This is a genomic window from Paenibacillus sp. MDMC362, from assembly GCF_003269305.1.
Taxonomy (GTDB): Bacteria; Bacillota; Bacilli; order Paenibacillales; family Paenibacillaceae; genus Paenibacillus_AQ.
Map to the genome: position 1 here is coordinate 299,776 of NZ_QLYT01000024.1, position 21,463 is coordinate 321,238.

At 50.4% G+C, this 21,463-nt stretch carries 20 protein-coding genes; 16 read left to right on the forward strand and 4 right to left on the reverse strand.

Annotated features, from left to right (window positions below; translation table 11 throughout):
* Positions 1–71: 71 nt before the first annotated feature.
* Positions 72–1,346, reverse strand: coding sequence for a stalk domain-containing protein (locus DP091_RS13865; RefSeq protein WP_113058839.1), 1,275 nt, complete (start codon positions 1,344–1,346; stop codon positions 72–74).
* A gap of 220 nt (positions 1,347–1,566) precedes the next feature.
* Here DP091_RS13865 and DP091_RS13870 point away from each other — a divergent pair, with 220 nt between their 5' ends.
* Positions 1,567–1,962 carry a 2Fe-2S iron-sulfur cluster-binding protein gene (locus DP091_RS13870; protein ID WP_306438118.1) on the forward strand — a complete coding sequence of 132 codons (396 nt, stop codon included), beginning with the start codon at positions 1,567–1,569 and terminating at the stop codon, positions 1,960–1,962.
* Between the two features lie 97 nt (positions 1,963–2,059).
* On the opposite strand, the gene DP091_RS13875 is transcribed toward DP091_RS13870, so the two are convergent.
* On the reverse strand, positions 2,060–2,917 hold the full coding sequence (locus DP091_RS13875; protein WP_113058841.1) for an AraC family transcriptional regulator: 858 nt from the start codon (positions 2,915–2,917) through the stop codon (positions 2,060–2,062).
* A gap of 204 nt (positions 2,918–3,121) precedes the next feature.
* Between DP091_RS13875 and DP091_RS13880 the strand changes: the two genes are divergently transcribed.
* The 4 genes from DP091_RS13880 to fucU all read left to right on the forward strand — a co-directional run bounded on the left by DP091_RS13880 (position 3,122) and on the right by fucU (position 7,695).
* Positions 3,122–4,915, forward strand: coding sequence for an L-fucose isomerase (locus DP091_RS13880; protein ID WP_113058842.1), 1,794 nt, complete (start codon positions 3,122–3,124; stop codon positions 4,913–4,915).
* A gap of 25 nt (positions 4,916–4,940) precedes the next feature.
* Positions 4,941–5,600, forward strand: a complete 660-nt coding sequence (locus DP091_RS13885; RefSeq protein ID WP_113058843.1) for a class II aldolase/adducin family protein — start codon at positions 4,941–4,943, stop codon at positions 5,598–5,600.
* A gap of 73 nt (positions 5,601–5,673) precedes the next feature.
* Entirely contained in the window at positions 5,674–7,185 is a 1,512-nt protein-coding gene (locus DP091_RS13890) for a rhamnulokinase (RefSeq protein ID WP_113058844.1), read from the forward strand.
* Positions 7,186–7,266: 81 nt separating this feature from the next.
* Complete coding sequence (gene fucU, locus DP091_RS13895; RefSeq protein ID WP_113058845.1) at positions 7,267–7,695, forward strand: L-fucose mutarotase; 429 nt, start codon at positions 7,267–7,269, stop codon at positions 7,693–7,695.
* A gap of 59 nt (positions 7,696–7,754) precedes the next feature.
* Here fucU and DP091_RS31880 read toward each other — a convergent pair whose 3' ends face one another.
* On the reverse strand, positions 7,755–8,246 hold the full coding sequence (locus DP091_RS31880; protein WP_258394507.1) for a DUF4183 domain-containing protein: 492 nt from the start codon (positions 8,244–8,246) through the stop codon (positions 7,755–7,757).
* Positions 8,247–8,751: 505 nt separating this feature from the next.
* On the opposite strand from DP091_RS31880, the gene DP091_RS13905 reads away from it, so the two are divergent.
* The 6 genes from DP091_RS13905 to DP091_RS13930 all read left to right on the forward strand — a co-directional run bounded on the left by DP091_RS13905 (position 8,752) and on the right by DP091_RS13930 (position 15,123).
* Positions 8,752–9,165: a DUF4183 domain-containing protein gene (locus DP091_RS13905; protein WP_113058846.1), complete on the forward strand. Its 414-nt coding sequence runs from the start codon at positions 8,752–8,754 to the stop codon at positions 9,163–9,165.
* Positions 9,166–9,862: 697 nt separating this feature from the next.
* Positions 9,863–10,405 (forward strand): MauE/DoxX family redox-associated membrane protein, encoded by a 543-nt coding sequence (locus tag DP091_RS13910; protein ID WP_113058847.1) that lies wholly within the window; start codon positions 9,863–9,865, stop codon positions 10,403–10,405.
* Entirely contained in the window at positions 10,396–10,986 is a 591-nt protein-coding gene (locus DP091_RS13915) for a thioredoxin domain-containing protein (protein WP_113058848.1), read from the forward strand. The genes DP091_RS13910 and DP091_RS13915 overlap by 10 nt, the downstream gene beginning before the upstream one ends.
* A 28-nt stretch (positions 10,987–11,014) precedes the next feature.
* Positions 11,015–12,793: an ABC transporter ATP-binding protein gene (locus DP091_RS13920; protein WP_113058874.1), complete on the forward strand. Its 1,779-nt coding sequence runs from the start codon at positions 11,015–11,017 to the stop codon at positions 12,791–12,793.
* A 276-nt stretch (positions 12,794–13,069) separates the two neighbouring features.
* Positions 13,070–14,566, forward strand: a complete 1,497-nt coding sequence (locus tag DP091_RS13925; protein ID WP_113058849.1) for an amidase family protein — start codon at positions 13,070–13,072, stop codon at positions 14,564–14,566.
* Positions 14,567–14,586: 20 nt separating this feature from the next.
* Positions 14,587–15,123, forward strand: a complete 537-nt coding sequence (locus DP091_RS13930; RefSeq protein WP_113058850.1) for a hypothetical protein — start codon at positions 14,587–14,589, stop codon at positions 15,121–15,123.
* A gap of 143 nt (positions 15,124–15,266) precedes the next feature.
* On the opposite strand, the gene DP091_RS13935 is transcribed toward DP091_RS13930, so the two are convergent.
* Positions 15,267–15,548, reverse strand: a complete 282-nt coding sequence (locus DP091_RS13935) for a CD3324 family protein (RefSeq protein ID WP_006211013.1) — start codon at positions 15,546–15,548, stop codon at positions 15,267–15,269.
* A 438-nt stretch (positions 15,549–15,986) separates the two neighbouring features.
* On the opposite strand from DP091_RS13935, the gene DP091_RS13940 reads away from it, so the two are divergent.
* From DP091_RS13940 to DP091_RS13960, 5 genes are all read left to right on the forward strand, one after another.
* The gene (locus DP091_RS13940) at positions 15,987–17,705 is read left to right on the forward strand and encodes a GAF domain-containing sensor histidine kinase (protein WP_113058851.1); all 1,719 of its coding nucleotides are present in this window, start codon (positions 15,987–15,989) and stop codon (positions 17,703–17,705) included.
* The gene (locus DP091_RS13945) at positions 17,683–18,345 is read left to right on the forward strand and encodes a response regulator (protein ID WP_113058852.1); all 663 of its coding nucleotides are present in this window, start codon (positions 17,683–17,685) and stop codon (positions 18,343–18,345) included. The genes DP091_RS13940 and DP091_RS13945 overlap by 23 nt, the downstream gene beginning before the upstream one ends.
* A gap of 177 nt (positions 18,346–18,522) precedes the next feature.
* Positions 18,523–19,083 (forward strand): NADPH-dependent FMN reductase, encoded by a 561-nt coding sequence (locus tag DP091_RS13950; RefSeq protein WP_113058853.1) that lies wholly within the window; start codon positions 18,523–18,525, stop codon positions 19,081–19,083.
* The gene (locus DP091_RS13955; protein ID WP_113058854.1) at positions 19,080–20,792 is read left to right on the forward strand and encodes a VOC family protein; all 1,713 of its coding nucleotides are present in this window, start codon (positions 19,080–19,082) and stop codon (positions 20,790–20,792) included. Before DP091_RS13950 ends, DP091_RS13955 begins: the two co-directional genes overlap by 4 nt.
* A gap of 102 nt (positions 20,793–20,894) precedes the next feature.
* Positions 20,895–21,437 (forward strand): NADPH-dependent FMN reductase, encoded by a 543-nt coding sequence (locus DP091_RS13960; protein WP_113058855.1) that lies wholly within the window; start codon positions 20,895–20,897, stop codon positions 21,435–21,437.
* Positions 21,438–21,463: the final 26 nt, after the last annotated feature.

Genomic DNA, 21,463 nt, shown 5'->3' on the forward strand with positions numbered 1-21,463 from the left:
GTCATCTGTGAAAGTACGTCGATAGACGTTTTTGTTACTATAAGTCTATCATCCCACAAGGGGGTGTTCGGTTACTCCTTAACAACAGAGGCATTCACGGCAGCTTCCATTCCATTATTATAGAGACGGAACAAGCCCAGACGCCAGAAGGCGGCTCCCTTCAGGTCATAACGTTTGGCCAAGCCGAGTTTATCGTCCACGGAAGTGGTGGTTTCGCTGCTTAAACTGATGCCAAGCAGGAGCTTCTGCTTCGGGACGCCTGCTTGGAGTGCCAGCTGGATCGCTTGGTCCACCAGACTGTTCGGTTCGGGAACCTGAGATTTGGTTCCAACCGGATTGTACTGATAGGCCATAACAATCAGGTCATCAGCGATAGAGGCCAGTGTCTTGTAATCATAACCTTTATAGGCGCTGTTCAATGGCGGCACGGCTAAAGACAGGGCAACGTCATTCGGCAATGCTGCTTTCAATTGCTTGACGTAATCATTGAGCAGCTTCTGCTGCTTCACGGCATCCAGTTTAAATCCGAGCCCTTCAAAATCAAGCACAACACCGCCGAATCCGTTCTCCGCTACCGCGGCTGTGATGCCTTCAATGGACTTTTGGCGGAGGCTGCCGTCGCTCAAGACTTTGGTTAATTCGCCGTTTCCATCCAAGGCATAGACCATGAGGTACGGTTTAATCCCCTGGTCCGCGGCATCGGCAACAATCGATTGCGGCGTAACGTCTCCAGCCGCAGCGGGGAGACGGTACTCATCCCCTTGAAGCGTGAACTGACCCTCGCGATCGATGCGGCTCCAGCCAAAGGCGACTGAATTCATGGACCCCACGAGATCCCGTTCTTGGAAAGATTGTAATGCATAGAAAGCTCTCAAATGCATTTCGCGCTGCGGCGATACGAGGGAGACTGTACGAGTCGCCTGGTTCCAGCCCACATCAACGCCGAATTGGCTGCTGAACGAGCTGAGCGGGATCAGCACACGGCCTTCCCTTTGGACTGGCGGAGCTGCAAGCTTCACTTTTTTACCGTTGACGGTTGCGTTCGTGCTCCCCACTTGAAGTAATACTTCGGTCGATTGGCCTTTCACGCTGCCAATGGCCTTCACGGTTTGCGTCTTGCTATTCCACGTGATTTGAATGCCCAGTGCTTCTCCAACCGTCCGGAATGGAACGTAGGTGACCCCTTTGTCAATCCGCGGAGCCGCATCGAAGGTTAGCGTAACATCATCCAGCTTTACCGATATGGCAGGCTCAGCATGGACCTGGCTAACATGGGGTGCGGTGCCGAGCAAGGAAAGGGCAAGAACGGCAGCGACGGCTGTTTTTCCTATTCTTTTATGCAGCATGCTTTTGTGTTTCCTCCGATCCATTAAATAATAGAATGATTTCATAGAATATGGAATTGGGTCTAGCATACGCTAGTATAGCAAAATTTTCATAGAGTTCCAATTCCATGTGTCAATGTCATCGAATCGATAAGAGTAAGCATGTTGAATTATTAAACTTTCCAGTATAATAAATAAAGGATTCGATACATAACCTGATGATGACATGCATAGGAGGATAATGTGGGTGTTTAAATTCTGGAAAAAGAAAAAGGGCGGGGATAGCGGAGACAATGCCTTGATCCCTGCAGCGGAAGAGATGATGGAAGCGGTACCGGATCCGATCATTGAGCTTGCAGGCCGGGAGGTTCGCCGCAGCGTGGCGCCTGTTCTTGGCATGACGGTGCTTGATCTGGCCGAGCGGAATGACGTGGACTGGAACTCTTTTTGCAAAAGGGGGACTTGTGCGCGCTGCCGCTGCCTGGTGTTGGAGGGAATAGAGCATTTGTCCGAACCCAATTTGGCCGAAGAACGGCGCCTCGATCCGGAAGAAATCGAAGAAGGCTATCGACTGGGATGCCAGAGCAAGATCGAAGCGGTCGGTCCCATTAAAATCAAGCACGCCCCATACTTTTGATGACATAGAAGGCAAATTGCCGTTCATATTTAAAAAGCAGGCAGCCGTACCACAACGGCTGCCTGCTTCTTTGCTGGAAAAATAAAATTGCAATCCCTTACTCCGAACCCAGTTTGCTCTGTTCCCGGAATGAGCTCGGCGTTTGACCGGTAATTTTTTTGAATAACATCGAGAAGTACTTATCATTGCCGTAACCGACTTGGGAAGCAACCTCATGTACCGGCATTTCGGAATCCGCGAGCAGGCGCTTGGCCTCTTCGATCCGGCGGGATATCAAGTAATTGAAGGGGGAATCGCCGACTTCTTTTTTGAACAGATGGGATAAATAATGCTGACTGACATACATCGTATCGGCAATGTCCTTGAGACTGATGCTCTGGGTATAGTTGGTGTCGATAAAGTGTTTGGTCCGCAGCGCGATTTCGTTCTTGCCCTTCAAGGACTGGAATTGGTGTTTAACGTCCACAATGCGATAGATGACGGTAATCAATGACATCAGCAAGTTGGTGCTCAGCGTTTCATACCCCAGCACCTGCGAATCGCATTCACGGAGGATCTCGGAAAGATAGCTTTCCACTTTATAGGCGTATTTCTCACAGGATATGACTGGCTCCACATAGGCCGGGAGCAGCATCCCCTGGGGAACCCCTTCAATGTGAAGCGAATCCACGCCGCAGTAGATCACCTTGAAGGGTCCGTCCGTGATGGATCTCTCCTCGTGAGGAATGCCGGGGTTATAAATCGCGACATCGCCCTTGTGGAGTTCGTATATTTTTCCTGCAATCGTGAATTCTCCGCGTCCTTCTACAACATAGATGATCTCGCAGAAATCATGAATTTGTGGCGGTCCATAAAAGAAGTCCTCGTCCACGACCTGCCCGGCAAAGAGCAGCTGCGGATTTTTGATGAAGCGGAAGTGATCGCTTTTGCTATGCGAGATTTCGATCTTTGGCACGGTCTTGTCCCTCCTGGAAAGCAACATCCTCTAACTATTATAATGCAAAACGCCCTTTCAGTGCGGAAATCGTTTACATCTGCTAATCGGGATGGTTCACTGTCTTGCTGAAATTAGGAGCCGATATAACAAAATAGTGGGTTATCTCTTGCACCGAATCATCTTACAATGATGTCATAATCCTTATAGGGAGGCGTGACATACATGACAATTGAAAACGATTACAGATGGCGGGACGGTTTTCCGAGAATCGGGATTCGCCCTACGATAGATGGAAGACGGAGAGGAGTTCGCGAATCACTCGAGGAACAGACCATGAATCTGGCCAAGGCCGTCGCCGAGATGTTGACGAAGGAGCTCAAATATCCGAACGGCGAGCCAGTTGAATGCGTCATTGCGGATACGTGCATTGGCGGAGTGGCTGAAGCAACTGCAGCCGCCAAAAAATTCAAAAATGCCGAAGTCGGCCTAACCATAACCGTTACGCCTTGCTGGTGTTACGGCACCGAGACGATGGATGTCGATCCTTCGCGTCCGAAGGCGGTATGGGGCTTTAACGGAACAGGACGTCCAGGCGCGGTTTACCTGGCCGCGGTACTGTCGGCCCATGCCCAGAAGGGGCTTCCTGCATTCGGCATCTATGGCGAAGACGTTCAGGATGAAGGGGATACCCGTATTCCGGACGACGTTCAAGAGAAGCTTCTGCGTTTTGCACGGAGCGGCTTGGCTGCAGCGTACATGCGCGGACAATCGTATTTGTCCATGGGCTCGGTGTCGATGGGCATCGCCGGCTCGATCGTGGACGACAGCTTCTTCCAGGAGTATCTGGGCATGCGGAACGAATATGTAGATATGAGCGAGTTTACGCGCCGCTTGGAAGAAGGCATCTATGATCCTGAAGAATATGAACAGGCGCTTGCTTGGGTGAAGGAGAATTGTACGGAAGGACCGGATAACAATCCGGATCATCTCCAGAACAGTCGGGAGCGCAAGGATCTGGAGTGGGAAACCGTCGTCAAAATGACGCTGATCACCCGCGATTTGATGATCGGTAATCCGCGCCTGAAGGAGCTTGGCTTTGAAGAAGAGGCTCAGGGTCACAGCGCTATCGCTTCCGGATTCCAAGGTCAGCGGCAGTGGACGGATCATTCCCCTAACGGTGATTTCCTGGAGACCATCCTCAACTCCTCCTTCGATTGGAACGGCAGGCGTTCGCCGTATATCGTGGCAACCGAGAATGACAGCCTGAACGGAGTCGGCATGCTGTTCGGATACCTGTTAACCAATACGGCACAGATTTTCGCGGATGTGCGTACTTACTGGAGTCCGGCTTCGGTAGAACGGGTTACCGGCTATAAGCTTGAAGGAAAAGCAGAGAATGGCATCCTGCATCTGATCAATTCCGGCTCGGCTGCATTGGATGGAACAGGTGAGCAGGAGATTGACGGCAAACCGGCAATGAAGCCATTCTGGGAGATCACGGATGAAGAGGTCGAACGCACGCTGAAGGCTACGCAGTGGAGACCGGCTAACTTGGAGTATTTCCGGGGCGGCGGTTACTCGACCGACTACTTGACGCGCGGCGGCATGCCGATGACGATGTTCCGTCTTAACCTGGTAAAAGGGCTTGGTCCCGTGCTGCAAATTGCCGAAGGCTATTCTGTGGATCTGCCGGCGGAGGTACACGACACGCTCGATAAGCGTACAGACCCGACATGGCCAACAACCTGGTTTGTGCCGAACCTTACGAGACAGGGTGCATTCTCAAGCGTTTATGAGGTCATGAACCAGTGGGGCGCTAACCATGGCGTGATCAGTTACGGACATATCGGAGCGGATCTCATTACCCTGGCTTCGGTCCTGCGTATTCCGGTCAACATGCATAATGTGCCGGCTGAAGAGGTGTTCCGCCCACGTGCATGGGGAATGTTCGGAACGACCGATCCGGAGAGCGCAGACTTCCGCGCTTGTCAGAACTTCGGTCCTCTATATAAATAAGGTCAATCGAGAGGAGTAGGAGAACATGCTGAACATCGAAACGAGAAATGAGCTCTGCAAGTATGCCAAAAAAATCGTCGACAGCGGACTCGTTGTAGGACCGGGAGGAAACATCAGCGCGAGAGCCGGGGACAAAATGTATTTGTCCCCGAGCGGTTTTGCGCTGGAGGAGATCGAGCCGGAGCAATGGATCGAAGTCGATATCCCGACGGGCGAAATTACCAATATTGGTCTGCGGCCTTCCTCCGAAGTGCTGATGCACCTGTACGGATACCGCAGCAACCCCGATATCGGGGCGATGGTGCATACACATCCATCCCACTGCATTGCCTTTACGTTGGTGGAACAGGAGCTGCCGGTAATGTTTCCGGACCAGGCAGCATTGGTCGGCCGTACGGCATACATCCCTTACATCATTCCTACGACAGATTTGCTGGCAGATGCCGTCGCGGAGAAAGTAACGACGGCCAGTTCCATCCTGCTCGGTAACCATGGACTGGTCACAACCGGTCGGAATCTGCGTGAAGCGTATTACCGAACCCAGGTGGTTGAAGAGAGTGCGAAGATTTACCTGAGCGCCAAGGCTGCCGGCACACCGGTGCCGCTGACAGATCAGGAAGTGGATGATATCGCTGCGCTGGAGAGCGAAGATTATCGTATTCAGCTCCTGCAGAAGATGAAATAGAACGATTGTGGATCAGATCCGGTTGTTTAAACTCGGATTGGTATTGTACTACAGGTGAGAAAGGATGCGGCTTATGAGCAATTCATCCGCGGTGCTTGCGTTTGACTTGGGGGCCAGCAGCGGCCGGGCGCTGCTGGGCGAGATCACCTCTTCTGATCATGAATCGCCCGGCATGCTGAAGATTACCGAGATTCACCGCTTTGCCAATGTATCCGTCCAGATGGGCCAGCATTTGCACTGGAATTTCCCGATGCTGCTGCAGGAGGTTAAGCATGGCATCCGCAAAGCGTTCCAAGCCGGCTATCAGCCGGTCAGTTATGGCATCGATTCATGGGGCGTCGATTATGGACTGATCGACCGTAACGGGGAGCTCATCGGAGTTCCTTATCATTACCGGGATCTGCGGACGGAAGGCATGGTGGAGGATACTTGCGAGCAGGTCGGGAGGGAGCGTCTGTTTCAAGAAAGCGGTCTGCAATTCATGCCGTTTAACACGATTTTCCAGTTAAATGCGATGCTAAAGTCAAAATCTCCGATGCTTGATATTGCAGATAAGTTCCTACTCACTCCGGATCTACTGAACTATTATCTGACGGGGCTCCAGGCGTGCGAGTTCACCATGGCCACCACGACTCAGCTCTATCATGTTACAGAAGGCAAGTGGAATGAACCCTTAATGGAGGAGTTGGGGCTTTCCGCATCCCTGTTCATTGAACCCGTACAGCCGGGAACCGTGATTGGAAGGCTGCAGGATGCCGTGGTGCAAGAGCTGGGCGTTCCGGCGATTAAAGCGATTGCCGTGGCATCGCATGATACGGAATCCGCCGTGGTAGCCGTTCCTGCGAACACCTCCCGATTTGCCTATCTAGTATGCGGTACCTGGTCGCTTCTAGGAACCGAGCTTCCGGAGCCGCTTGTCCATACGGACGTGTTGGAGGAAGACTTCTCCAATGAGGGTGGAGCCTATCAAACCTTTCAATTACTGAAGAATATCATGGGCCTTTGGATTCTTCAGGAGTGCAAGCGTCAATGGGAGAATCAAGGATTGACGTATTCATTTGCAGAGCTGGTCGAACTTGCTCAGGACGCGGAATCGTTCCGCAGCTTCATAAACCCGGATGACCTGCGCTTCATGAATCCGGCGGATATGCCGGCTGAAATCCGGGATTATTGCCGGGAGACAGGGCAGCCCATTCCTCATAGCACCGGAGAGTATGTCCAGTGCATACTGCAGAGCTTGGCTATGAGATACCGGGAAGTGCTTGAGCGAATGGAGGTTCTGACAGGGCACCATTACGATGGGCTCCATATGGTTGGCGGCGGCATTCAAAACGAGTTGTTGTGCCGTTATACGGCCAATGCCATGGGCCGAACAGTGTGGGCCGGACCGATTGAGGCAAGTGCCATCGGGAACATGCTGGTTCAATTTGTGGCGAATGGCACATTGCGCAATCGGGAAGAGGGAGTGGAACTCGTCAAGCGGTCTTTTCCGCTTGCCTGGTACGAGCCTGAGTCCAACGAGGATTGGGAGGCAGCATTCCAGCATTACAAGTCCATTGTCGAACAACAGCAGGTACAACAGTAAGTTTAAGGGATTCATAGCGAATGGCGGTCTCCTAATATTCCAAGCCTTACATCTAAATTCGATAGAGAAGGATGTCATATCATGCTAAAAGGCATATCACATGTGCTCTCGCCTGAGCTGCTGAAGATTCTGATGGAGATGGGGCACGCGGATGAAATTGTGCTCGGCGATGCCAATTTTCCGGCAGCCAGTCATGCCCAGCGGTTGGTCCGGGCAGACGGACACGGAATTCCTGCGTTATTAAACGCGATATTGCCGTTATTTCCGCTCGATACGTATGTAGAGTCCCCGGTAGCGCTGATGGCTGTGACGCCGGGGGATACCGTAGAAACTCCGATCTGGGATGAATACCGAGAGATCGTGCAGCAGTTTCATGCCGTTCCCGTGCAATTTGATGAGGTAGAGCGATTCTCGTTCTATGAGCGGGCGAAGAATGCTTATGCCATCGTGTCGACCGGCGAAAAAGCGCTGTACGCAAATGTCATCCTCAAAAAAGGTGTTGTCGTTTAAATAAGGAATGCAAAGAACCCCACCCTGCTTCCCGGCTGAGTGGAGTTTTTTTGTTTGCTCTAAGCCCCCACCTGAACGGTGAGATACAAAACCTCCAGCAAGATCGGTGTTCCGGACAGGAGCACATCGCCGGGAGAATACAAGGTTAGTGATCCCGGAGTGATGGTGTAGATTCGACCTTCCTGAATCATGCCGTTGATATAAACCGTTGAGGAGGTGTTCGGACCGACTGCAATGCTCTGAAATGTATGATTTCCGTCATCATCCGTAAATTGATCGGCAGATATGATAAAGGGAGCATCCAGATTAACTTCGGACATCAATACGTAAAAGTAACGAAGCGTGGTCGGCAGTACAACGATCTCCGGCACTATCACGCTTCCCGGTATACCTTGGATGCCTTGCGGACCGGGAGGACCCGGAGGACCTTGAGGACCTGGGATGCCTTGCACCCCGGGAATGCCTTGAATCCCCGGTAAACCAGACAGCCCTTGGGGACCCTTCTGACCCGGAATGCCGGATGCTCCGACGGAGCCCGGTAGACCTGGCACGCCTGGAGGCCCTTGAATGCCTGGATCACCTTGCAGCCCCGGAATACCTGGCTGTCCAGGTAATTCTTCTGATCTCCTTATCGGTTGTGTTTCCGACAATTCAGACGGGATGGTGGCCGGATGATCGGATCTGGTCTTGCGCGGTCGGATCCTTTTTCTATTGCAAGGTGATACGACATGTTTACATCGGCTCTTTTTAAGGTTTCTGCGTTTGTGATGCCTAGGTGAAATTATTATTCGATACCGCTTCCGTTTAATCACGGGAGTTTTCAGTCTCATCACCGCCCCGGGTATGAATGTATGTACTTAGTTTATGTCATCGGAGGGGAAGTCGAGTGGACATATATCCTTCACTTAAGGATATATTGACCGGATCATACACCATTCTCTCATTTATTTTTGCTTGAATAGGAGAATGCCGGAAACAAAACATAAAAAACTATCATTTAATGGTAATATGGCAAAAGTCATAGTTGTAACATCCCTAATTAAGAGGAGTGATGATATGCCCGTTATCAAACCTATCATTACCGCTGTCGCATCGGTTCCCGTTGCAACAGGAGGAACGATCACCACAACGGTAACGCCAACGGTAACCCGTTATTTTGCACTGATCGCCGAGGGTATGATTGGAGCAGATTCGATTACCATGCCGGCAACGAGTTTTGTTGATGATGCCGAAGCAGCCGTGACAGCATTCCCCGCGTTGACAGGTTCAGATTACTTTAATGTGTATATAAACGGCATGCTTCAGCAACTTTCCTTATCGACATTAACAACCGCCAGCTTGGTGCTCGATACGACGGATGTTCCGGCGGGAATACCGGTGTTATTGGAAATCGCCAGTTTCACGAACACGGCATCCGCTATCACGACACAGCCGACGATCTCGGCGCCGGTCATTACGATCATAAGTTAACATTCCAAGAAAATAGGGTTGCCCTACGCGATAGGGGCAATCCTATTTTATGCCGCTTCATAATAAGGGATAATATCCTATTATTTGATTGTAAGATGTTATCCTTGTAAGAAATGATAAATATAGTATATTAAAAATATCTTAAAAGCTAGTTACTCAGGACAACCCTCTCACGCCACCTCTAATATGAACCCGCTTACAATGTATTCGGCTTATGAAATCGAAGCCCCGCATCCAGTCTTTAATACACCGAGTGCTTCTGCACAGCAACGCCTTTCATATAAATGAGTGAAATTCATGTTTTGAAAGGAGGTGAACATTTATGTGTATTCTTCGTCATACTTCTTGCAACACAACGGAGCAATGCGGACGTGATAAATTCGGCGTTCGTCTTGAGGTATGGGACTGCGGCAATGGTTCCGAAGAGAGATATACTTGCGGTTGCTAAATTTTGTGTAAGCGCATGCATAAACAGCGGAACTTTTTGTTCCGCTGTTTATATTTCGCACCCGTTCCCTGGCTTCTAATCCCCCGTTGAAGAGTGAGGTATCAATAATGATAATGGGTCCTTTGCAATTACAATACGAAAGAGAAACAGTGAGCAGCGAAGAAGAGGAGCAAGCTGCAGTACAAGCTAGTTACCGATGCCATCGAATGGGAGCCTGGTCTCCCTGGCTGTCAGGAAGGAGGAGGGGGCATGTCCATGGGCTCGCTTTGCCTGTTGTATCTGACCGTGATTTTTGTGTTTTCGGGAGTGTCGAAACTGTTATCGTTAGCGGATTTCAGGAAGACGATCGAACGATTGCAGCTGCCTGCAGGTCGCTTGCCCATTGTACCTGTTCTCATCTGCGCCGCTGAGATCGCAGCCGGAACAGGTTTATTGTTTTCTTGGAGCAGAATCCTTGCGCAAATCGCGATTTTTATCATGTTGGCAGGGTTTGCCTACGCTGTTTACCAAGCCAGAGTCGTGCAGCAACAGGAGATCACGTGCAGCTGCTTCGGATCCTGGTCTAATGAGACCCTTGGCATGATTACAGTTGTAAAAATTGCATTCTTAGGGAGCATCAATGCATTGATATGGTTAATGTCTGAACCTGTGAATCTCTTCAGTATGCCAGGCCCAGAAATGATTCTTTCCCTGTTGTCAGCCATCGGCCTCGTCGTTATATCGTTGGTTATGTTGAATGTGTATTCTTTTGAAACCAGGCAGGAGAAGGGGGAGAAGGAATTATGGATCTGATCACTACCGTACTGCTGATTCAATATGGGTTAATATTCAGTTTAGCCTACTTTGTCATGAGGCTGTACCGGCATGTTCGGGTGTTGGAGCTGAAGCCGCAGCCAGCCGTAAGCGGGCATGAGGAACCAACCGTTCCGAAGGAGGGACTGGAACTCGGCATGCAGATCCCCCAAGCGACCTATTCGAGCTTGAACGGAGTTCCACTTAATATGTATGACGGCAGGTCCAAAATCCTCCTGTTTACGATGAACCACTGCAATGCGTGCAAAGAAACATACGGGGCTATCAAAACGTTCATAACATCGCATCCGGACCTTCGGGTCACGCTGTTTCTGTACGCCCAGGATGCGGAAGAGGCCGCTGAGATGGCCAAGGTCAACGGATTAACGGATTTGCAGGTTGTGTGGGCAGACAAGGCCTTGATCGATTCATTTAAAGTGAACCGGTTTCCGTTAGCGTTCTATTTATCTGAGGAGCAGACGGTGATCAACAAAAGCGTAACCAATTACTTGCATCATTTTGAAGAAATGATCAAGCAGCTGCCGCAGGCAAAACCTTCAGCCCTTAATAAATCGGCTTAATGACGAAGGAGGCTCAAGGTTGTACAACATGAAATATGCAAACCTGATGTTCAAGGTTATGATGCAGGTGTACCGCATCTCGCCACGCATGTTCACTAGATCTACGATGATATATCTGCTTCAGGCTTTTTTGCCTATAGCACAAATTTACGTTACGGCTCAAGTCATAGACGCTATTACCGGGGTTTTGACTCGGGATGAAGCCCCATACCTAGCATTGTATTGGCTGTTACTCCAGATGGCGGTCATTCTGATTGGCCTCGTGCTGGCATCTCTTCAAAAGTATACCGAGCGAAAGATGAATGCTTATGTATCCTATTGGTTTAATCTTCAAGTGTCCGAGAAGTTAAGCAAGCTTCCGTTCGTATTCTTTGAATCTCCAGAAAGCTATGACAAGCTGCAGCGTGCTCTTCGCAATCTGAATATCTGCGGAATTAACATGGTGTTTTACATGTTCTCGATAATTCAGAACCTCATTACCTTGACGGGTTTGCTCGTTCTCTTGTTCAGCTTTCATTACATATTGCCTATCGTTATGCTGCTTCTGATCGTCCCGCTGTTGATCATCCAGAAGAAAGAGGGGACTTCCCGCTTCGTGGTCATTCATCAGCAGACGGCTTCGTCACGAATGGCGGCGTATATGAACCAACTGCTGCAGACGAAGGAAGCGGCCAAGGAAATCCGGCTGTTTCATGCCAAGGATTATTTATTGAACAAATGGCGGGGCATCTATTTCAACAATACGTATGAAATGCTGGGCGTTGAGCGAAAAAACATGAAGAATCGCCTGATCGTGGAATCGGCGGTGACGATTTGTTCTTTTAGCATTTTAGCCGTGTTCTTGTGGCTCGGCTCACGCGTCAAACTAACCATCGGCAGTTACGTCGCTCTCTATCAAGCGGTCCAGGACACGCGATATTCCATACAGAACATCAGTCAGAACATCGGGCAAATCTATCATGACGGTCTGTTTATCCACGAATTGTTCGAATTTCTGGATACGCCGGTTCCTCAGCCGGAAAAAGCTCTGCCGATGACCACGCCTTTGCAGGAGGGGATCGAAGTCGATCGCGTTACCTTTTGCTATCCGAATCAGGATAAGCCTGTACTTGACGATTTGAGGATTCGCATCAAGCCCGGTGAAAAGGTTGCCATCGTCGGGGAGAACGGTGCGGGGAAGAGCACGCTCGTAAAAATCATGCTAGGCTTGTATGAACCGACGCATGGCGTTGTGCGCTATGGCGGCATCCCGATCCAGGATTATGATTCCGCCAGCTTCCGCAGCAAAGTAACGGCGGTGTTCCAGGATTTTTACCGATATGAATGGACCCTTGAGGCTAACATTGCGCTGCGCGAGCATGCTCCAGATGATCGGCAAGCCCATCGCCGATTGAATCATGCCATGGAGAAGGCTTCGATGACCCTGCTAGCGGATTCGCTGCCGGACGGAGTATCAACCCAACTGGGAACGCGCTTCTCCGGCGGACGCGAACTGTCTCAGGGCCAATGGCAGAAGGTAGCGATCGCCCGGGCGTTCTATCGGGATTTTGAAGTGATCTATCTGGACGAGCCGACGGCGGCCGTTGATCCGCTAACGGAGTCCGCGATATTCGAGAGCCTGATGTCCATGACCGAAGGAAAAACCGCCATCTTCATATCGCACCGATTGGGAAGCTGCAGACATGCGGACCGTATTCTCGTTCTCAAGGAAGGGCGAATCATTGAAGAAGGAAGACATGAGGAGTTAATTGAGCAGGGTGCCCACTATGCCGAGATGTTCAATAAGCAGGCTGAGTGGTACCGGTAATGGTTCTGAAAGGACTGCAGAAGCTTATAGGAGCGGATCAGAATGTCATTCTTGATCCGCTTTTTCGTTTTTGTTGGCAATTAGATGAGTGCAAACAAAATAAGGGGAATTGAGCCATTCAGGTGCCGATCGGGTTTACGCCAATAAGAGGAATTTTGTTCCTATACCCCGAATTTACATATAAGAACCTGAAATGTTTGGAGGCTAAAATATGAAACAATAATCCCCGCCATCTACCGCAAGTTCAGAAAGTGAAGAAAGTCAGGGGGACTATATATGATCATGGATAAAAAAGCATGGATTGTGGAAGCAACCATTTCGGATATGCAGCATGCGATGACTGAGGGTTGGATGACTTCAGTAGAGCTGGTTCAATTATATTTGGAGCGGATCGGGTTATACGATGGAATTCTCCGCTCGATTCTTGAGATAAACCCTGAAGCGCTGCAAATTGCCGAGGCGCTGGATCGGGAACGCAAGGACCAGGGTACAAGAGGATTGCTTCATGGTATTCCCATCCTGCTTAAGGATAATATCGACACCGGGGATCGGCTGCATACGAGCGCCGGCTCCATCACCCTTGCGGATTCGTTTGCCTCCCAAGATTCCTTTGTTGCCGCGAAGCTTCGTAAAGCGGGTGCTGTTATATTGGGAAAGAGCAACATGACCGAGTGGGCGAATTTCATGTCATCGACGATGTGGGCAGGATATTCGTCAAGACATGGACTTACATTAAACCCATACGGTCCAGGGGAAATGTTTGTTGGTGGTTCAAGTTCAGGCTCCGGTGCTGCGGTGGCGGCGAATTTGGCCGCAGCGGCCATCGGGACGGAAACATCAGGATCGATTATCAGTCCTTCCAGCCAGAACAGTCTGGTTGGCATTAAGCCGACGATTGGACTGGTAAGCCGATCAGGCATCATACCCATCACTCACGCACAGGATACGGCAGGTCCAATGGCCAGAACGGTGGAAGATGCAGCGATTCTGCTTAGCGCGATCGCGGGAGCTGACGATCTGGACGAAGTGACCAAGATCGATCCTCAACGAAGGGTGGAGGACTACACGAAGTATCTGGATTCGAGTTATTTGAAGAAAGCCCGAATTGGGATCCCCCGATACTACTATAAGCACCTGGATCGGGATAGACTAGATGTTGTAGAGTCCGCCATTGAAGTGCTGCGGAATCAAGGAGCTGCCATTATTGATCCGGTAGAGCTGCCTTGCCAGGATACCAAATGGGATGCCAATGTCCTTCGCTATGAGTTCAAAAAATATGTCAATGATTATTTGGCGAACGTAGATGCGTCTCTGCCTGTTCATTCGTTGGCCGAGGTTATCGCTTATAATGAGGCACACGCCGAGGTTGCCTTGAAATATGGACAGGGTACATTGATCTGGGCTGAAGAAACGAGCGGCACGCTGACCGAAACAGAGTATCTTAAGAGCAAGCAGAAGAATAAAGAAATGGCGGGAGCGAGAGGGATCGACCATGTTTTGCAGGCGTATCAGCTGGACGCCCTGCTGTTTCTGGGTAATGAATATGGACCGGATTTGGCTGCCCGGGCAGGGTATCCATCGGTAACCGTTCCCGGCGGCTATGCCGAGAATGGCGTCATAGCGCCGGGAGGATATATTACGAAGGGGCCGCAGGGCATTACGTTCATCGGGACGGCATTTAGCGAGCCCGTGCTGATCCAATTAGCCTACGGCTTTGAGCAGGCTACCCAGCATCGCGTGCCACCGAGGCTTTCATCCCCGTCATCAGAGTGAAAGAGAGGTGAAGTTTCATCATGCCGCGCAATTTGGAGTATGTTCCTTACGGTTACGAGCCCCCAAAGCCGACAACCAAAGGTACCTTAATATTCTACGACCTCTTCGAGCAGGTTCAGGAGGATTTGGAGCAGGCCGCTGCCATTTTAGAAGAACGGTCATTTGTAAAATTGGTGTTGTATCCGCTGCATGAAGAGACGGCGAAGCGGATGTTCAAGGAGCCGGTCAGCCCTTATTACAAGCGGGAGAAACAGCTTCAGGAATGGATCGAAGATCATGCAGGATCATCGGTTGTGATTGAACCCTTCGAGTCGAAACGAAAAAAATACACGCCGATCGATACCGCGCTTCGTCATCTGGTTGAGAAGTACGGAAGTCCCCATTTTCTTATTCTGACACCTGAGATGGCAAATGCGTTTGCCTCCTTTTCTTCCTTTGAGGAATGGATTGTAAAGCTGAGGCTAATCCTCTTGTCCGAGCCGCCGTATCTGCACCCGCGTTTGGAGAAATTTCGCCATCGTTGGGATGTCGCAGGGGAGAAGCGGGAAGAGCGTTAGTTATGACAAATGCCCGACTGTAGATTCGCCTACAGTCGGGCATTTTCTGTTATGCAGTATCGTTCATATAAAATGGAAAGGACTGCGCCCCAAGGGAACAGTCCTATGTCAATCCGTGAGCAGACCGTAAAATCTCATCGATTTTAGGTCCCTACGCGGGTAAGTTTACTGATGATCTTGCGCACGCTTTCTCCAGACAGGAAGTAGGTCCGTTCCAATTCCTCAATGGACCGTCCTTTGCAATAAGCGCGATACATTTCTTTATTTCGACTTTCGATGCGTTGTTTGGAACCGCTTAACTCTCCCCAGCCGGCTCTTTGCTCGCTCTGTTTCGGTATGTAGAGTAATTCTCCATCTATATACTGTTGAATTTGCTGCAGCAGCTCGGGGGGAAGCACTTCTCTTCCGTTCTTGTAATGGCCCATCGATGCCCTCCTCTTTCTGTATACATATTTAAGCTATCGTTGAGTTTCAAAACAATTGCATTGATCATGCTTGCCCTCCTCCTTTCGTGATATTGGTTTTTTTGGATTTTTGAATTATTGGATTTAAAAATAGATATAGGGAGCCCGCAGCGGGCTCCCATTTTAACGGATATTCGCTTTACGCGAATACCACCTCATGGATCTGAATCATTGCAATCAGCCTCCTTTCAGCTCATTTCGTCGGCCCCGACTTCTATATTAAGCCATATGCAGGTGGGAATTTGCAAGAGATAAAACAATATTAATTGTTTTTTACCAAAATTCACGGGGTGAATGATTTGGGAAATGTCTGAAGCGCTTCATAGGATTTTGATGGTGTGTGACAGGATTATATAATATAGTTACCTCAGAATGCAAAAAAAGAAGGAGCTTTCGCGTATGTCCAATCACGATCCGCACATTCAGGAGTTAATTACGCTGAAGACGATCGCAGAAACATTGAACGAGTCCAATGAGCTTGGGCCCATGCTGGACGTAGTTATTGCCAAACTGCTGGAGCTAACCGGACTTACGACCGGTTGGCTGTTCCTGGTGGAAGATCGGGGAACGCATGAATTCGTAGCCAGCGGGAATTTGCCGGCCGCCCTGAGACGGAACGATAATGAACCCATGAGATGCGGCAGTTGCTGGTGCCTGGAGCGTTACGATGATGGACGTCTGAAAAATGCCGTGAACATATTGAATTGCAAACGTCTGGATAACGCCGTTCGGTATCAGTGGGGGGATACGGAAGGCATAACCCACCATGCAACCGTTCCGCTTCGATCCGGCAGCCGCAGATTCGGCGTGCTGAATGTGGCTGCGCCCGGGAAGCTGCATTTCAGCAAAGAGGAACTGGCGCTCCTGGAATCGGTAGCTTACCAAATCGGGAGCGCCATTGAGCGCATGCGGCTATACGCAGCCGAGCAGCGCCGAGCGGATTTGTTTGCCCGGCTTGGGGAATATAGCAGCGCACTCGGTGCTTATGCTTCCCAAGCGGTTAACCGGCCTGAATTAACGAAGCAAGTCATGAGTTTAATGGGGCGGTACTTTGACTGGCCGGTTGCCGCATTGCTGGAGCCTGTCGGCAGCGAAATGACGCTGCGTGCCCTCTACAGCAGAGGGCAGACGACGCTGCCCCATGCCAAATTTCCGCTTGCTGAAGCCGCACGAACCCGTGCTGGCAAGCGAGAGGTCAATCCGAATCCGGTCAGTGCAGAAGACGCACAGCGGCTTGCGGATCTTTTGGTTGAACAGGGATGGATATCCACCATCTCCCGAGCGGTTGCGGTTCCGCTGGCGGCTGCCGGGGACACCTCATTTGGACTGCTTTTAGTAGGGTTCGATCATGACGGGGATTCGTACCGGGCAGATATCGAGGTGATCGAGGCACTGGCTGAACATATCGGCATGACCCTTCAGCGCATCCGTCTGGAGGAGAACCGGCGGGAGCTCGCAAGAATGGATGAACGGAATCGTCTCGCCCGGGACCTCCACGACTCGGTAAGCCAAACCCTGTTCTCGCTGGTGATGATGTCCAAGGGGGTGGGGGGAATGCTCACCGCGTTGCCGCATGAGCAGACAGGCATGCTGCAGGATACCATCCATGATATACAGGTCTTGTCGCAAAGCGCGCTTAAAGAAATGCGGGAGCTGATCATGCAGCTTCGCCCACCCGGACTTGAAGAAGGGCTTATGACAGGCCTAAAACAATACGGCGAACGATTGAAGCTTCATGTAAGTTCACATATCAACGGGATACGGGACCTGCCCCGGATCGTGGAAGAAACATTGTGGAGGATCGGTCAAGAGGCGCTGAACAATGTAAGCAAGCATGCGGATACCAAGGAAGTAACGGTCGTATTAACCCTGCGGGAAAATGAAGTTGAACTTCGGATTGAAGATCATGGCCGCGGGATTACCATGCAACGGTTGAACGAGCTGACAAGACATTCGATTGGGTTGTCCAGCATGCGGGAACGGGCGGAATCGCTCGGAGGGCAATTCCGTCTATATAGTGTATACAGAGAGGGAACGATCATTGAAGTTTCGCTGCCCTTAAGGGTGAGATCAATAGAGAATGGGGGGATCACCGATGATCCGATTGTTGATCGCTGACGATCATGCCATGGTACGACGGGGATTGCAGGTTTTTCTGGCTACGCAGCCGAATATCGAGATGGTTGGCGAAGCCGCGAATGGCGAGGAAACGTTAGAGAAGGCCAATCACCTGAATCCCGATGTCGTGTTAATGGATCTGAATATGCCGATCCTCAATGGAATCGATACGACCGCACGGTTAAAAAAAGAACAGCCTCGTATTAAAGTCATCGTGCTGACTTCGTTTATCGATTATGACCATGTGCTGCCAGCCATTCGGGCGGGCGCACGCGGCTATCTCCTTAAGGATATTGAGCCTGAGGATCTGGTGGCTGCGATCAGACGCGTGTATGAAGGCCAAGTTGAACTGCATCCGGATGCAGCCGGCCTGCTTATGACGCATGTTACATCACCGGCGGGGACGGATGAGACCAGCGGGTCCGGCCATCAGGAAGCTGCGCAGCTAGATAAGCTTACCCGCCGAGAGCAGGAAGTACTGCAGCTGATTGCATCAGGGATGAATAACAGGGAAATCAGCGAAGCGCTTTATATTACCGAGAAGACGGTCAAAACCCATGTCAGCCACCTGCTCGATAAACTGGGGGTTGCCGACCGGACACAGGCTGCCATCTATGCGCTCAAGCATGGAATCGTATAAGGATTGCGGTAACTGCGTACATAACGATCATATCTAAGACTATAGTTGTAGAAGCTCTCAGCCGAAGGCATGAGAGCTTTTGCTTGTAAAATCACTCTATATGTTGACGATTTCCATGGCTTACCTCCTCTACAATGTACTTAACAAAATCTTTGTACCCATAAGGGAGGAAGTACTATGAAAATCGTGATTATAGCTGGCAGCAATCGCAAGGAAGCCACAAGTACCGTTCTGGCCAAAGCCCTGGAAGCGCAAATGAATGCGTTGTTCGTGGAAGTGAATCTGTTTAATCTGTACGAAACACCGCTTCCGTTCTATTCACCAGACGAGATATTCAACCGCCATGATGGTGTGCGCGAGCTGCAGCGTCTGCTGATGGAGGCGGATGGCATTATTTTGACGACACCAGAGTACCACGGCGGGATGAGCGGAGTCTTGAAGAACGCATTGGATCATTTGGGACAGATGCATTTCTCAGGTAAACCGGTTCTTTCGGTAAGCTCTGCGGGAGGGGCGGTCGGCGTGAGTTCACTGCAGCAGATGCAGGCTATCATCCGTAATTTGCACGGGATTAATAGTCCGGAATGGATATCCATTGGCGGTTCTCAGCGGACCATTTACGAATCCGAAGCGGCAGGAGGCAAGATTGTACTGGATTATCGGGCTAAAGAGGCGCTGTCCATCTTTATGGAGCTGGTCGAGAAGATCAGCGGCAAAGAGGAGGTTGAGATCTCATGATCATTCATTTTGCCGGACTGAAATTAAAGACGGTATCCATTCAGGGTGTGAAACAATTCTACCACGGGTTACTTCATTTCCCGGTAGCAAGCGAAAGCGAGGTTGAGATCATATTTCAGCCTACACCGGATTTCACGCTCGCTTTTGAAGAAGCGTATGAACCCATAGCTCCTGCCCATATCGCGTTTGAAGTGCCATATTCCCAGTTTGAATCCATGATCCAGAAGCTTGCAGAGCAGGTGCCTTTGTTGAAATGGCCTGACGGGGAAGTGGTTGAGCGCTTTGATTCCGGCGTGAACGTGTACTTCAAGGATGGCGATGGAAACTTGCTGGAGTTTATCGCGCATGAAGATCTGAAGGAAGGGGTGCTTGCGCCGAACGGCACCTATGGCATCCTGTACTTGCGGGAGGTGGGATTGCCTGTGGAGGATCCGGTAGCCGCTAGATTATGGATGAAGCGGACGCTCGGGTTAACAATCGCCAAGGAGTCGGAGCAATTCGCTTTTGCCATTGGAGGAACGGCTCATGCCGTTGTTGTATCAACAAAGCGCAAATGGATTCCGATTGCCATGAATGCGCTGGCACCATCCTTGGAGATCACTTACGGAGTAACGGATGAACGGTTTCTGGACCGGGTTCGTTCCATTCTGGATCGGCGGATGATGGTTTCGGATAACGAGGAAGGTTTGCATTTTAGAATGTATGGTTACAGCATCCGAATGAAACTAACAAGCTTGCCCAAAGACATTGCAGCCAGGCTGAATCTCCCGAGTGCAATCGAAGGGAAGGAGGTGAATTCGGTTATTAGTGACCAGTATTTGGAGGATGGTCTTACGGCCTTGAGCCGCGGCGGCGAGGTTGGCTGGTTTGAAGGACATGTTGGCGGGGCGTATTTGGCCGCTTATTACATGCAGAAGGAGTTTGAATTGCCGCAAAATGTACTGCAGGGCCTGGCCGCCAATTGCCTGCATTTGCGTAGCCAACATGAAGATTGGTTTGAACCCTATCCTCCCGAGCCTGCGCAGCCTGAATTAATGAATCAGCTCATTGAAGGTCTGCTGCCTAACCTGACGAATCTGAGCACCTCCGGACACGGGGTAACCCTGGCCGTCTTAGGACTGAAAGCATTACGGGACCGTCCGGACTTACTGACGCCGTCTATCGTGCGAGGCATCCTCAAGCTGATGGAAGGTGCAGCAGTTGAACACAAGCCTGCAAGGTATTATGGCATTGAGGATTATACGCAGCTGGATCCCGCGGAAATCTCACTTTCGGAAATCCCGCCGTACCGGAATGCATCCGATTTGGCACGCCGTGCACTTTCGGAGCTGGAACTCGTGCTGCCGGATCAGCACGTTGATGGCAAATATTATTTTTTTGCCGGTGAGCTTGAGCATGGCGTTACCCACGCACACGCACTGATTGAGCTGGAGCGGCTAGGATATGCTCAGCTTGCCAAACTTGGTCAAAGCAATCACCGGCTGCAAATGATACTCAACCGTTTGAGGCCACAAGCGCTTTCGAATCAGGGAGTTGAAGCTGCCGAAGGTGCGTCGATTTCGGATTCAGCCTATTGGAGCAAACGGTATGAAGATCCGCATGCCATCAAGGTGCCTTATGCAGCACTAGCTCTGCTCCAGTATGTACCGTCTGAACAAAGGGAAGACATGGAGCGCAGCGTGTGTAAAATGCTCTCGTTGATGAAGTAGGACAAACGACATTTTGACATTGGTAAAATATGGTGTTAGGCTGAATATTAGTTGTAAAATTTCAATGAAATGTGCGTAGAAAGCATAGAACTGGAGGGTATCATGAACGTTGCAATCGTTGTAGGAAGCATTAGAAAAGAGTCGTACAATATGAAACTGGCGGAATATTTAAAGCAGCGCTACTCGGATCAGATCACGTTTGAAATTTTGGGGCTTCGCGATCTTCCGTTTTATGATCAAGACATTGAGTTGGACCCTCCTGCGGTCGTCAAGGATTTCAAAGAGCGGATTGCTGCCTCTGATGCGGTGTTGTGGATCACGCCGGAGTATAATTACTCCATACCGGGCGTGCTCAAGAACGCACTCGATTGGTTGTCGCGCGTTGATAAGGTTATGAACGGGAAGCCTTCCTGGATCATGGGGGCGTCGATGGGACAGCTTGGGACGGTTCGAGCTCAAGAGCATCTCCGGGATATTCTGTTTTCTGTCGGCATAACTTCGCCGCTGCTCCCTAACAATGAGGTATATATCGGGGCGGTGCATGAGAAGATGGATGAGTCCGGCAAGCTGATTCATGAGCCGACGATCGGTTTCCTCGATATCGTGGTGAACAATTTCATTACGTGGATGAACGCCCGTAAATAAATATAAAGTCATGGAGCCCTTTGGCA

Bases quoted from the DNA above. Each gene is read 5' to 3' on its own strand.
- DP091_RS13865 (WP_113058839.1), bottom strand. From the start codon at position 1,346: ATGCTGCATAAAAGAATAGGAAAAACAGCCGTCGCTGCCGTTCTTGCC.
- DP091_RS13870 (WP_306438118.1), top strand. From the start codon at position 1,567: ATGTGGGTGTTTAAATTCTGGAAAAAGAAAAAGGGCGGGGATAGCGGA.
- DP091_RS13880 (WP_113058842.1), top strand. From the start codon at position 3,122: ATGACAATTGAAAACGATTACAGATGGCGGGACGGTTTTCCGAGAATC.
- DP091_RS13885 (WP_113058843.1), top strand. From the start codon at position 4,941: ATGCTGAACATCGAAACGAGAAATGAGCTCTGCAAGTATGCCAAAAAA.
- DP091_RS13890 (WP_113058844.1), top strand. From the start codon at position 5,674: ATGAGCAATTCATCCGCGGTGCTTGCGTTTGACTTGGGGGCCAGCAGC.
- fucU (WP_113058845.1), top strand. From the start codon at position 7,267: ATGCTAAAAGGCATATCACATGTGCTCTCGCCTGAGCTGCTGAAGATT.
- DP091_RS13905 (WP_113058846.1), top strand. From the start codon at position 8,752: ATGCCCGTTATCAAACCTATCATTACCGCTGTCGCATCGGTTCCCGTT.
- DP091_RS13910 (WP_113058847.1), top strand. From the start codon at position 9,863: ATGTCCATGGGCTCGCTTTGCCTGTTGTATCTGACCGTGATTTTTGTG.
- DP091_RS13915 (WP_113058848.1), top strand. From the start codon at position 10,396: ATGGATCTGATCACTACCGTACTGCTGATTCAATATGGGTTAATATTC.
- DP091_RS13920 (WP_113058874.1), top strand. From the start codon at position 11,015: ATGAAATATGCAAACCTGATGTTCAAGGTTATGATGCAGGTGTACCGC.
- DP091_RS13925 (WP_113058849.1), top strand. From the start codon at position 13,070: ATGATCATGGATAAAAAAGCATGGATTGTGGAAGCAACCATTTCGGAT.
- DP091_RS13930 (WP_113058850.1), top strand. From the start codon at position 14,587: ATGCCGCGCAATTTGGAGTATGTTCCTTACGGTTACGAGCCCCCAAAG.
- DP091_RS13935 (WP_006211013.1), bottom strand. From the start codon at position 15,548: ATGGGCCATTACAAGAACGGAAGAGAAGTGCTTCCCCCCGAGCTGCTG.
- DP091_RS13940 (WP_113058851.1), top strand. From the start codon at position 15,987: ATGTCCAATCACGATCCGCACATTCAGGAGTTAATTACGCTGAAGACG.
- DP091_RS13945 (WP_113058852.1), top strand. From the start codon at position 17,683: ATGATCCGATTGTTGATCGCTGACGATCATGCCATGGTACGACGGGGA.
- DP091_RS13950 (WP_113058853.1), top strand. From the start codon at position 18,523: ATGAAAATCGTGATTATAGCTGGCAGCAATCGCAAGGAAGCCACAAGT.
- DP091_RS13955 (WP_113058854.1), top strand. From the start codon at position 19,080: ATGATCATTCATTTTGCCGGACTGAAATTAAAGACGGTATCCATTCAG.
- DP091_RS13960 (WP_113058855.1), top strand. From the start codon at position 20,895: ATGAACGTTGCAATCGTTGTAGGAAGCATTAGAAAAGAGTCGTACAAT.